A 13,345-nucleotide genomic window follows, 5' to 3' on the forward strand; every position below is an offset into this window, starting at 1 on the left:
AAGAAACCTTTTCGTTTTGGCTTTTTGGACTGTTCCTGCACACTTTTCTGTACAATAACCGGAATTTGATTGGCTATCTTCTTGTTAATAGATTGTTGTTCATCCATTAACCGGACTATCTGGAACATCTGTCGTTCCTTATCCTCTAAAAGACTGCGCACACTATCGATGCGCTCTGCTGGATAGGTGGCCTTGAAACGGCAGAGCATACTGTCCATTGCCATACGCCGTGCATGGTAATGCTCGATATCTTTATCGTTCCATTCCAGTATTGTTTCACCCAATAGAGAAAATTTTATCATTTGAATATTGATATTGTTTATTTCTTTTCGGAGCTCGTCTATTTTTTTATTGCCAAGTTCTAATGCTTCTATCTCCTGCCATTCATAGAGGCTATTATATGCCATACATCCGATAAGAATGGAGATAAGTATATATCCCAACCGTATTGCCTTATAGAAATTTCCTGACCGCTCCATTATTTTAATGACATTGATTTTTGGAACATGAATAAAAGTTTATCTTTTTCGTTCATGCGGATATTATCAGAATAACCGTCTTTTGTTATTTGATACCCACATGGCTTAACCATAAAATGCCTAAGCCCTTAGTGTACGAACTTACTTCTGAGGCATAGTCTTTACTTGTATTTAATGGAACTTTCCCTTTAATATGACACCACTCATTATTACAACTGATGTCTTCAATCTCAGACATCAGTTTTTGCAAATCTGTAATAGCTTTGGAACTCGCTACTTGGGGTATCTGCAACTCAAAACAGAGCATCGGTTCGAGAATGTCCACACCTGACTGTTGCAAAGCCAGCCTGAAGACATAAGGGGTCAGCTGTCTGAAATCAGCAGGTGTACTTACCGGGCTATAATACTCGGCTTGAGTAAAAGTTACTTTCAGATCTGTCACTTCCCATCCATGTAAACCAGATTGGCAAGACATACGAATCCCTTCAAAAACGGCATTTTGAAAAGAATGGTTCAGATAACCATAGGAGATGTCACTTTCGATTTGCAACCCTGCCCCTAACGGTAAGGGTTCAAGAGTCAGCCCTATTGTGGCCCAGTAAGGGTTGGGTGGTACTTCGATCTGAATAATCTTATTGACCTTTTTTATAGGTCGTTCTTTGTAGATAGTCTTGATCTCATCAAAATGGACCTTTACGGAAAATCGTTCTTCCAGCAATGTCTGTATGATTTCCTTTTGGGTCAAACCATATAACGAGATTTCCAATTCATCACTATATGAGTTTATGGAAAAGGACAAAGACGGGTCTTCAATCCACAATGTATTCAGAGCGGATATCACCTTGCTTCTCTCTTCGGGCTTATTTGGCCGGACGGAGGATTTGAGAGCGGGATGCTGATGAGATAATCCTTGAATCAAACAAGGTTTAGCACCTAAATAATCTCCGATTCGAAAATCTTCTATATCTTCTACAATCGCGATATCATTGGCACCCACTTCATCAACATTTATCTCTCTGCCCTGATAAATAGTCTTTAGATTTTTAATCTTGATGAATTTTTCCGAATCGTTGATTCTTACAACGTCTCGAAGTCTCAGACTTCCGTCAATTATTTTAAGAAAACTTCTTTTATGCCCTTTGGGGTCATGCTCTATCTTATAGAGATAAGCTGAAAGTCTGTTTGAGACTGATGCCGGAGGAAGTATAAAAGAAGAAATGGCGTCCAACAACTCATTGATACCGATATTGAACATTGCTGATCCATGTAGCACCGGATAGACTTTGGCTTTTGCCACAAGAGCGATTATCGTATTCCAATAATCAGCCGGTGAAATTTCGCTATCCGCCAAATATCGTTCTAATATATCGTCGTCATGGTTGCATACAAATTCTTTGTATTCTTCCTTTATATATGTTTGGGAGCAAACCGGATAAACCGATCCATCGACAACAGTTTGCATAAACAGGACATCTTGCGACAGATTTGTTTTTATATCCATATACAAACGCTCCAAATTCACACCGGCACGGTCAATCTTATTGATAAATATAATTGTCGGGATTTGCAGCTTTTGTAAAGTACTGAACAGCAACTTTGTCTGCGCTTGTATGCCTTCCTTTGCGGATAAGATGAGGACTGCTCCATCAAGCATTTTGAATGTCCGCTCCACTTCCGCAATAAAATCCATGTGTCCCGGAGTGTCAATGATATTGCATTTCACTCCATTCCAGATAATAGATGTCGTAGAAGCCCGGACAGTAATTCCTCTACGTTTCTCTATATCCATAGAGTCCGTTATGGTGTCACCATTATCCACACGGCCGCACTTTTCCGTTGCTCCACTGGCAAACAGCAGATTCTCGGTTACGGAAGTTTTTCCTGCATCAATGTGAGCAAGAATTCCTAAATTTATAATATTCATTTGGATTAAGCAATAATATACTACAGTAGATGCATTGTCGAAACGCACCTTTTAATACCTCCTCGTAGCATATGAGAACTACAGGATTACTAACTCGTATTAATATGTATATTATTACTGCCGCATAACGATTACAAAATTACACAAAAAAATATATCTAACAAAAGTGGGAGGATTTTTTAACTTTTTACCATAGACATTTTATTAGGGAAGCGTAGGTTCAACTGGCAAGTACAAATAAGTAGAAATGTTTGAACAACACCGTTTTAGGAAGTTGAAAAATCAAGTTTCTCTCTCGGTATAGCGTTTATTTTGGCCAATATCTTCTTTAGTTTAGCATTTGTGTATTTCCCATTCGTGTTCTATTTAGCTCCTTATTATGAGTATGTAGCAAGTTACTTATCAAATTCAGCCTCTTTGAGGGTCAAATATGGTTTTGCAAATGGTGACTGACAAGACATAAACAAGGTCAGCAGGAATTTTTTACATAAATGGACATGAATGTATATAACCTAAAATAAGAATAAATTTTAATAAGGGCTGCCCAAAAAGAAAAAAATGCAGTTGCCATCCTATAGATACTTGCAGAAAGGATAAAATTTACTTTTAGACCTTTTGGGATAGCCCTTATTAATACTTCAGATAAAATTCCTTAGGTTATATTTTCAATCCTTTGGACCGGGTTTCCTCCTTGGCATACAGTCCCGGACGCCCGATTATGACATGGTTGGCAACGATACTATCCGCCGGACTGCGTATCTGCGGCGGTGCATTTTCGGGATATTGCGCCTGCCTGTTCCTCACATCTTCCGCTTCCGGCTTGAGCTGTTGCCCTTCATTCTCCTTTTCTGCGACTTCGGGCGTGGGTGGCGCAAGCTCCAGCTGAATTTTTCGGTCAAGGGCGGCAAGTTCGGACTTCAACTGCTTCAGCTCGTCCTCCTTCTTCCACACCTTACCCGCTATCTCCTGTAACTGCGGTATCTCCATCTCCAGCACCTCGTTCTTCGCCTTGTACTGGTCGATGATGGAGGGTATCCTCTCCATCGCGTTGAGGAAGTTGCGGGCGGCGGCCAACGGGTCAGCCATCGCCAGATGCCCGTTGTTGTAGGTGTACTTGTAGTTCCCCTCGACCACGAAGCGGTTGTCGGTGAACTCCAATCCCTCTTTGAGTATCCTTTCGCTCACCACCTTTATCGGAAAACCGTAAAGTTCACCGACCTGCGTGTACAACCCTCCGGTCGTGGCATTCTTGGCTATCTCCTGCAAACGCTTTCCGATGACCTTCTCATCGGCGGAATCCACTCCGTCCACCTTTATTATATTAAGGCGGTTGCCCTCCTTGTCGGTCTGCACCACCGACAGGAAGCGGTTCCAGTCCTCCGTCATGGCATCTATGAAAGCCGTGTTGTTGCGCAACTCGCCGGTCTTTGACTCCAGCTTGAACTCCGAATCACGCTTGCCCTTGTTGAACGACTTGCGTTCCCCTTCGAGCGATGCGATCCGCTTTTCCAGTTTCGCCTTGTCCAACAGGTCGGTATTGCCGGAGAGCAACGCCATGTATTCCGAGAAATTCATGCCCGATTTTTCGTCCATTGCCCCCTCGTCGATGGTACGCGCACCCATCGCACCGCTTTTGAGCTGGCTTATGAAAGTCTGCTTGCAGTGCAGGAGGTTGAACTTGTAGCTGTCCAGTGACTTCTCCACCGCGTAGATGATTACATCCACGTTGTTCCCGGCGAAATGTTTGGCAATCTCATTACCTGCCCTAACTCCGCGTCCGTCACGCTGTTGCAAGTCGGACGGTCGCCACGGCGTATCGAGATGATGGATAGCCACACACCGTTTCTGGGCGTTCACACCCGTTCCGAGCATAGAGGTAGAGCCGAACAGCACACGCACCGTCCCGGCGTTCATGGCGTCTATCACCGCCTTCCGCGCCTTGTCGGTCTTGCACTCCTGAATGAAGCGCACCTCGCTTGGCGGTATACCGTAGTCCTCCGTCAGTTTGCGCTTGATTTCCGAATAGACGTTCCACCCGTCGCCCGGCTGGTATGTCCCCAAATCAGAGAAAACGAACTGCGTGCCTTTCTGGGCGTCGTATTTTTGATAATACTCCGCGATCATCTTGGCACAGTGACTCGCTTTGTTGTCGGGATGATCTTCGTAATTCGGGTCTATCATGCGCATGTCGAGTGCCATTTTCCGGGCATAGTCCGTGGCGATGAGCATCTTCGCCTTTTCTTCCGTTTCCGAAAGCGGCAGCCTGCCCAACAAGGTGGCATCGCCCGTCTTGGCGAACTGCATCAGTTTCTGTATGAAGTCCTCCTGTTCCGGCGTGGGCGGTATATGGTGCAGTATCTCGTTCTTGGCAGGACGGTCAACGCCCACATCCTCCGCCGTGCGGTAGTCCGTGATTTCATTATAGAAGGCGGCAAGCTCCGGCACTTTGATGAAGTAGCGGAAACGCTCCTTCTGGACCACATTGTTCGTCACGTTAAATTCAAAATCCGTCGTCTTCTTGGCAAATATCGCCGCCCAAGCGTCGAAACACCTTATGTCCTGCCGTTCCAGCTCCTTCGGGCGCAGGTACTTGAACAGCAGGTACAATTCAGTCAGTGAGTTGCTGATAGTCGTGCCGGAGAGGAAGGTCGCACCCAAGTCTTTTCCTGTGCGCTCCTGTATGGTGCGTATGGCAAAGAGCATGTTAAGTGCCTTCTGGCTTCCCTCGCTGTTTCCCAATCCCGCCACACGGTCGTGGCGCGTGTTGAAAGTCAGATTCTTGAACTGGTGGCTCTCATCTATGAAGATGTGGTCGATGCCCATCTGCTTGAAATCCACCACGTCGTCCGTGCGTGACTTTATGGCGTGTTCCACCTTCTCCAGCTTCGCTTCAAGGTTGTGCTTGCGCTTCTCCAATCCTTTCAGCATCGCCCGCGACACGTTCTTTCCCTGCTGCCGTAGCACTTCGAGGTTTTCCTCCACCGTGTCAAGCTCTGCTTGCAGGATGCGCTGCTGCAATTCCGGCGACTGCGGTATCTTGCCGAACTGGTCGTGCGACATGATGACGCAATCGTAGTCGTTGTTCTTTATATTATTGAAGAAGCGCACACGGTTGGCGGTCGAAAAGTCCTTCTCCGAAGCGTACAGAATACGTGCGTTGGGATATGCCGCCTGATAGGTGGCTGCAATCTCCGCAACGTTGGCTTTCAGCCCGATAATCATCGGCTTGTGTGCCAAATTCAGACGCTTCATCTCATGCGCGGCGATGCACATTATCAGCGTCTTACCGGTTCCCACCTCGTGGTCGCAAATTCCGCCGCCGTTCTGTTTCAACATCCAGACGCAATCCATCTGTGAGGGATAGACGCTCTTGATACCCCGGCTTGCCAGCCCTTTCAGGTTGAGGTCGGGAAAGGTCTGATGGGAGCCGTCGTAGCGCGGGCGCACGAAACAGTTGAACTTGCGGTTATACATCGTCACAAGCCGCTCCTTGAACTGCGGCGACTGCTCTTCGAGCCATTCGGAGAAGCCGTTTCGTATCTCGTCAATCTTGGCGTTGGCGAGTTGTATTCCCTCGCTGTCGCGCATCTTGATGTCGTTGCCATGCTCGTCCTTGCCGATGGACTTCATCATGTCAGGGCAGGTGTTGTGCAGGGCGTGTTTTAGGAGGTGCATACCGTCATAGTTCCGGTAATACCCCTTCACCAGAAACTCGTCCGTGATTTTCATGGTGCGGTAGCCGCACACCACCGAAAACTCGTCCATGCTTGCGGAATAGGCGATTTTCACCTCCGTGTCGAACAGCCGGCTCATGTAGGCGGCATAGACACCCGTCGGAATCCAGCGTTCCCCGAAATTGAAGTCCAGATCCTCGAAGGCGATGCGCTGCGGCTCGGCATCTTTCAGAGCCTCCAACGCCTGCTTCACCTCCGGCATACGCTCATTTTCGGGATTGTCACCCATCCATGCCTCTATGCGTTCCGCTTTCTCTATGACATTTCCGGCGATGAAACGGTCTTTGATTTCGTAACCGGTCACGAGCGGATTGTAGTAGATGCGCCCTTGCAGGGCAGTGAGCAAATCCTCCGCCGTGCTGTCGGTTATCTCCCGCATATAGTCGAGATTGACCGTACCATATTTGTTGAGCGACGCAGACAGGGCTTCTTCGGGAGAGCCTACGTTGGCATGGCTCTCCACCGCGAAGGAAACAGGATGCTCGAAGATGTCCGCCTTGACGAACTTTCCGTTTTCCATCCGTTCCAGCGAAAGGATGTCGCGCCCGCCCGCATCCATCATCACTAACTTCACGTTCTGCTTGGCGTTGAGGTTGCCGTAGCGCATGACAAACTCATCGTAACAGGTATTCAGATGCTCTCGCCACGGAACATTTGCCTCGCGCCGGAGCGATTCATAACGGTACAGACGCTCGTAGGCGTCACGCAGCGACACATACAACAACGCCTTTTCCTTCTGGTATCCTTTCAGGTCGAGCGGCTGGAATGTCGCCCCGTATGGCGTGATGTCTTTCAGGTAGCCGATGTTATGACGCCCCCGGTCAGCCACCAGCGACCCTTCGCGCAGGTGCATCTCCGGCGTGCGGTGGTAGGCACGCGGAGAAAGGTCCACGACTTCCTCCTTCGGCTTTTCCGCTTCGATGTCGGGGAAAAGGAAAGTCCCCACCGCTTCCGATGGGGTATCTGTAACGGCAGGTGCGGCGACTGCCTCCGGCTGTGTTTCCTCCTGTCGTGGCTGCTCACGGGAAGTTTCCGGCACGGCTTTCACTTCCGTCTTTTCCGCCACTTGTTTCTCGTTATGCTGCCTTGCCAGTTCCCGAAGTTCTTTCCTACGCTCCGGCGTCAAACCCATCATCATTTCATAGAAACCGTTGATGGGAGGATTGGTATCCCAGTCCAGTGTGGCATAGATGTCGTCCGGGTCGGCAGGCTTGGCGGTGTTCTCCGCTTTCACCTCCTTATTCTCCATTGCGGGTTTTGCAGTTGGAGCTGTCGGTGTAACCGTGACTTTCGGTTTGGGCGGAGTGGACTTTGCCGTAACTGCCTTTTTCACCGTCTTTTTCTTTTTGGAGGTTTTCGGTTGGCTGACCTCTTCCGTCATCCCCCAGAGGTCAAGCAGGGTGAGCTGCACGCCTGCGGAATATTGCGGGCGCGGTTCTATCTCCGGCTTTTCATCTGCGGGTTGCGGCTTTTCTGTCGGAGTTTCCACCGTCTGCGCCGAGGATACTGTTTCCAATTTTATGGCAGGACGCTCTACTTTATTTTGAACGGCAACTTTTTCTTCCGTTCCTGCCTGCCGGATTGAACCCGAATACAAGCGCATGGCAAGCCTGTAATGGAAATCCTCGTCGAGCATACGGCGCAAATCCCCGGCGATGCCTGCTGCCTTGCCCTCGTGCAGATAAACCATAGCGGGCTTCCCGTAGGGGTCTGTGTCAAGTTTCGCCATCGTATGCACGATGCGTTCCGGGTGGTGGATGAAATAGGCGTTGTCGGTCAGGGCGGTTTTCGTGTCCGTCTGTATCACGGTCATCAGCCGCTCGTCCTGCGACATTTCCTTCTTGCTGAGGTTCTTTTGCAGGACAATCAGGTCACTGCCCACCTCCGTGCCCGCGTTGTCCGTGAACAGGTTGTTGGGCAGGCGTATCGCGGATACCAGATTGGCCTGACTGAACAGCTCGTTACGCACGGAGGTCTTGGTGCTATTCAATACCCCTTGCGAGGTGATGAACGCCACGATACCGCCGTCACGCACGGCATCCAGTCCTTTGAGAAAGAAATAGTTGTGGATGGTTTTCTGGGCGGAGCGTCTGCCGAAAGAGTCGCTCCGCTGAAACTCCGCGTCGAACACGGCAATGTCACCGAACGGAATGTTGGACACCGCCAAGTCGAAATAATTGTTGAACGGTCTTTCGATTTTCTCAAAACCGCAGGTGCGCATTTTCTGGTCGGGATAGAGATGCCTCAAGATTGTACCCGTGAGCAGATCCTTCTCGAAAGCCATCACATCCGCATTGGGGCTGTGCCGCAGCATGGAATCCACGAACACGCCGACACCTGCCGACGGTTCGAGCATACGGGCGGGGCGGACGCTGTAATCTGCCAGCACGTCCGCGATGGTGTCGGTTATCTCTTTGGGGGTGTAGAAAGCGGTCAGCACGGACGCTTTCAGCGAATCCACAAACCGCTTGTACTCCGTTTCGTCCTTGCTGTTCTCACGAATGAGCCTGTGCAGCTCCACCGTCGGGGCGAACAGTTCGAGATCGGATTTCGCCCACCAGATGGCATCCGTCAGTTCCTTTGCAGGGTTGAGAATACATTTCAGACCTCCGAAACCGCAGTACCTTTGGAGTATGGCACGCTCTTCGGTTGTCGCTGTTCTCTGTTCCCTGTCAAGTATGAATGCCGTCCGTATCGCCTCGATGTTGTCCCGCAGTTTCTGTTTGCGGTTAAACGCCATATTCCCCGATATAAAGAACTGTCGCTCCCGTCAGCTCCGTGTAAAGCAGGTCGTAATCGGAAGACAGGGCGAAGTTGTCGTCCGAAAGGTCATAGACGGAGAACACGTTGCCGACAAGCGGCAGGAGTTTATGGATAAAGGCTTCTTGTTTCTCTTCCGGCACTTCATCGGCAAACTCGTTTTCCACGACTTCGCGGAGAATGGCGTAACGGGAATAACGCAGCCCGCGCAGCAGCGTGTCCATAGCCAGCTCCTGCGCACCGTCGGTGGGATAGCCTTCGAGCCGAGCCTTTTCATACGTTTCGGCGGCATGGTCGGCCCGTTCCCGTATGAAAGCAGTGTCGCCAGCCTGTTCAAACTTGTTCGTGCGGAGATAGTCCAGCAGGTACAGACCGTAATAGGAAAAGTCGGTCTGACCCTCGTTTTTCTTCTTGTTGTTCATTACTTTGGAGTTTAGTGGATTGATATTTAACGGGATAATCGGTTGAGAAAAGGAAGAAAAAGGCACTCGGTATCCCTCCGAGTGCCACCACTAAATCCAAAGTATGAGTGTAATCCGGTATCGAAGAACAATTCATTACTCTGAACAAGTGGCAAAGTTAATACTATTTCTTCCGTCCTGAAAATTTCTTGCCCTTTTTAGCCTCCGGGAACACGAAAGTCGTGTTATATTCCCCGTCAAAGGCTACGACGGCATCGAAGCTCTTGCCCTGTTTGCTCTTGAACCCTTTGAGCAGCTTGGTGTGTCCTTCTGTGAGCAGTTCCCTGATTTCATCGTCGGAAATGGTGCGTCCCGCTTTCAGCCGGAACACGGGCAGTCCACACTCCGTGTTGTCGCAGCGTACTACCTTGCCGTAGAACCGCATCCTGCCCGTGCCGCACTTGGGACACGCGCAGCCGGAGTCTCGGCTGCCGAAGAGCTTGTCGCACGAGAGCAGTTCGGAGGTGATTTCCCGTGTGTACGCCTCTATCTCCTTGCGGAAGGTGTCGGCGGACAGTTCTCCGCGCTCGATGCGTGCCAGTTCCTTTTCCCATTCGCCCGTCATGGCTACATCGGCGATGCGCATCTTCTTGACAACGGAGTTAAGGGCAAGCCCCTTTTCAGTAGGGACAAGCGATTTCTTGCAGCGTTCCATGTAACCGCGCTTGAAGAGCGTCTCGATGATGGAGGCGCGTGTGGCGGGAGTGCCGATGCCGCAGTCCTTCATCGCCTGACGCAGCGCGTCGTCCTCGATTTCCTTGCCCGCCGTTTCCATAGCGGACAGCAGGGTAGCTTCGGTATGCAGCGGTTTTGGCTTGGTTTTTCCTTCCGTGATGGAAGAGGCTTTCAGTGTCAGCGTGTCGCCTTCCATCCAGCCGGGGATGGTGGTCTCCTCCTTGTTTTCCTCTCCATATACGGCACGCCATCCGGCTTGCCTGATGACGCTGCCTTTCACGGTGAACTCCACTCCGGCACATTCCGCCGTGACAGCGGTCACGTCTTTGACACATTTTTCGGAGAATGCCTCGACCATGCGTCCGGCAATCATGTGGTAGAGGATGCCGTCCTCTTTGGAGAGGAAGAGCGGCTTCTCGCCCGTGACGAGCAGGGCATGGTGGTCCGTCACCTTGCCGTTGTCCACGCTGCGGCGTGTCGGGGCGGCTTTCGCCCGCACCTTGTCTTTCCATTCGGGCTGCGTGCCGATGAAGGCGAGCAACTTGGGGATTTCGGCGTACACGTCTTCGGGGATGTAGCGGCTACCCGTTCTCGGATAGGTTATCAGTTTCTTCTCGTAGAGTTTTTGCGCAGTTTCAAGCGTCTGTTCCGCCGTGAAACCGTGCTTGGCGTTGGCTTCCTTCTGGAGTGTGGTCAGGTCGTACAGGAGCGGTGTTTCCTCCGTCTTCTCCTTGCGCTCGGCTTTCGTTACCGTTGCGCAGCCTGCCGCCTTTACCTTATTGTATAGTTCCATAGCCGCCTCTTTCTCTTTCCATTTCTCGGAGGAAGAGAACTTCACGACCTCGCCGTCGCAACCGTCCGTTACGATATGGAGTTGCCAGAAGGCTTCGGGCGTGAAACGGCGGTTCTCCCAGTAGCGTTCACATACCATAGCCAACGTGGGTGTCTGCACCCGTCCGACCGAGTAAGTGCCGTGTCCGGCGGCGATGGAGAGTGCCTGCGTGCCGTTGATGCCCACGAGCCAGTCGGATTCGCTCCGCGCTTTGGCGGCGAGGTAGAGGTTGTCGTATTTGCTGCCGTCTTCGAGTTTCCGCAGTCCCTCGCGGATAGCTTTGTCGGTGAGAGAGCTGATCCACAGGCGCACGAAAGGAGTGGTGCAACCCGTATAGTGGTAGAGGTAGCGGAAGATAAGCTCTCCCTCGCGTCCGGCATCGGTCGCCACGATGATATGTTCGCTTGTGTCGAACAGTCTTTTGATGACTTTTATCTGCGACACCACGCCGCTGTCGGGCTTGTAACCTTTCTCCGTCCTGACCTGACGGGGGACGAGCGTGAATGTGTCGGGAATAATCGGGAGGTTGTCACGGACAAATCCGCGCACGCCGTAGCCGTCGGGCATGGCAAGCTGTACGAGGTGTCCGAATGCCCATGTCACGGCATAACCGCCTCCCTCGAAATATCCTTCCTCTCTCTTTGTCGCGCCCACGATGCGGGCGATTTCACGTGCCACGGAGGGCTTTTCTGCAATGATTGTCTTCATGTCTTCTTCTTTTTTGTTGATACTTTGGATTTTATTTTGGATTCAGTGGCGGACACGGGATTACATTTTCATGCCCTTGCCCGTTTTCTTCTGCGGCTTCTCCTGCTGCTGTTGCTGGCGGGCGTCCTTCGGGTTGGTCTGACCTTTCTGCAACGGCTCTCTCAGATTCTTTGTAGCCTCGTTGGTCTTGCCATCGTTGTTCACCGCCACCTGCGTGCGGCTCTCGTTGGACGGAGCAACCTGCTGTGCATTGTCAGGGTTCGTGTCGTAGCGGTACGGGCGTCCCTTCTCCGGGTTGAACTTGATATACATCGTGGCATGGAAGCCCTGCTTGTCGGTCACGTTCTCCAGCTTCACGGCTTTACCCGCCACATAGTCGGCTTTCTGCTGGTCGGTGAAGCTCACGCCGCTCCATTTGCTGATGGGGCGGATGCTGCCGTCCTCGTTCGTCCACGTGTTGCGGCGTTGCTCCTTCTTGGTCTGTGCGGCATTTTCCCCGCCCTGCGCCTGACTTTTCGACGTGTCGCCTTTGGCTTCCTGCGCCTGTGCGGTACGGGGCGACTTGCCGGTTCCCGGCACGAACTCCACGCCGCGCTGCTCCACGTTCACTTGCAGGGTGGTGACGAACTTCCTGCCGTCGTTGCGCTTGATGAGCTTGTCGCGCACGGGCAGTCCGGCGCGGAGCATGTCCCGTTCCTGCGCGGTGATTTCCGTCTTGCCGATGCGCTCCGGGATGCGCACCTTGCTTGCCGGAATGTCCGTGATTTCATTCGTCTTGCGGTCGATGCTGATGTAGGAGGGGATAATCTCACCCGTTTCCCTGTCCACGATGTCCACGACCCTGCCGAGGTTGCCCGTCTCGCGCAGGTTCTTCCGGTCGTCGTCGGAGAATTTGTGTTCTTTGTACTCGTCCAGTTTCTGCTCCTTGCGGATGAAGTGCGGCACGAGGCTGATGTTTCCCTCGCCGTCCTTCTTGAAGGAAAGGCGGGCGTCCAGCTCGAACGATTCGCCGCCAAAGGTCGGTTTGACCTTTACCAAGTCGGACTTGCCATAGTTGAGCATCTTCGTAAGGTCGCCGGACTTTTCAAGGTTGTCCCGCTTTACGCCCCATCTGTCCTCCAGCTCCTGCCAGTTGATTTTACTCTCGTCGATGGGCTGGTAGCCACGTTTGCCCTGCATCTGTTCGGATTTGTCCTGTTGCTGTTCTTTCCGTTGTTCCATGTTCTCCTGTTTTTGAGGTTCTTGTTTCTCTGTCTGTTGTGCTGCCATCTCTTCCTGCACCTTCTTCTCATAGTCGGAGGTGTCCACCTTGTGAGGGGCGAGCAGCTCCTTGTTCGCTTCGGGGTCTTTCAGCAGTTGCTTCATCACCTCTAAGAGATTTTCAGCTTGGTCTGCCGCAATGCGGTAGAAACCGAAGCGGCTGGGTTCCTTGCACTGCCGGAAGAAGTTCTTGAAGAAGTTGTCCAGCACGTCGCCATGTCGGTCGAATTGCAGGAAACTCTGCGCGTTCTCCGCTTTCGCGGGGGTACGTTTGGGTGTGCCGTCCGCGTTCAGCCCGGCTACCACGCTGATCTCGCCCGTCTTCTCGTCACGGACTACCAGCACGTCCTTTTCGTCTTTTTTCTTTGCCATCTGAAAAATGTTTTAATGGGTTATTTATGAAAGAAATTATGGATACGAGCCTTGTAGAAGGCTATATCTTCCTTTTTGAAGTCCTTGATATGGTTGGAAAGGAATGTCAGCACGTCCTCCTCGCTGTAATAGGTCTTCTT

Annotated in this window: 5 protein-coding genes and 2 pseudogenes; all 7 read right to left on the reverse strand. The window is 51.3% G+C overall.

The genetic code is table 11. The annotated features are described in order from the left end of the window. Window positions 1-479 (reverse strand): hypothetical protein (locus HPS54_RS12010; RefSeq protein ID WP_117475927.1); only part of this gene is annotated, 479 nt, incomplete at its 3' end. Beyond that, window positions 479-2,403: pseudogene (gene tet(Q), locus HPS54_RS12015) on the reverse strand (tetracycline resistance ribosomal protection protein Tet(Q)). The gene HPS54_RS12010 and the pseudogene tet(Q), both read right to left, overlap by 1 nt. Window positions 2,404-3,060: 657 nt before the next feature. Next, complete coding sequence (locus HPS54_RS12020; RefSeq protein ID WP_172345686.1) at window positions 3,061-8,877, reverse strand: N-6 DNA methylase; 5,817 nt, start codon at window positions 8,875-8,877, stop codon at window positions 3,061-3,063. After that, window positions 8,867-9,319 (reverse strand): DUF1896 domain-containing protein, encoded by a 453-nt coding sequence (locus HPS54_RS12025; RefSeq protein WP_049129958.1) that lies wholly within the window; start codon window positions 9,317-9,319, stop codon window positions 8,867-8,869. The genes HPS54_RS12020 and HPS54_RS12025 overlap by 11 nt, the downstream gene beginning before the upstream one ends. 163 nt (window positions 9,320-9,482) lie before the next feature. Continuing rightward, window positions 9,483-11,573, reverse strand: a complete 2,091-nt coding sequence (locus HPS54_RS12030; protein WP_172345687.1) for a type IA DNA topoisomerase — start codon at window positions 11,571-11,573, stop codon at window positions 9,483-9,485. 60 nt (window positions 11,574-11,633) lie between these two features. Then, a complete protein-coding gene (locus HPS54_RS12035) occupies window positions 11,634-13,205 on the reverse strand; it encodes a DUF3945 domain-containing protein (RefSeq protein WP_172345688.1) in 1,572 nt (523 codons plus the stop codon). Between the two features lie 20 nt (window positions 13,206-13,225). Next, a pseudogene (locus HPS54_RS12040) lies at window positions 13,226-13,345 on the reverse strand (helix-turn-helix domain-containing protein); the annotation flags it as partial.

This window comes from Xylanibacter caecicola (assembly GCF_013166515.1).
In the GTDB taxonomy this organism is placed as follows: Bacteria; Bacteroidota; Bacteroidia; order Bacteroidales; family Bacteroidaceae; genus Prevotella; species Prevotella caecicola.

Coding starts and splice junctions, on each gene's coding strand:
- HPS54_RS12020 (WP_172345686.1), bottom strand. CDS start 8,877: ATGGCGTTTAACCGCAAACAGAAACTGCGGGACAACATCGAGGCGATA.
- HPS54_RS12025 (WP_049129958.1), bottom strand. CDS start 9,319: ATGAACAACAAGAAGAAAAACGAGGGTCAGACCGACTTTTCCTATTAC.
- HPS54_RS12030 (WP_172345687.1), bottom strand. CDS start 11,573: ATGAAGACAATCATTGCAGAAAAGCCCTCCGTGGCACGTGAAATCGCC.
- HPS54_RS12035 (WP_172345688.1), bottom strand. CDS start 13,205: ATGGCAAAGAAAAAAGACGAAAAGGACGTGCTGGTAGTCCGTGACGAG.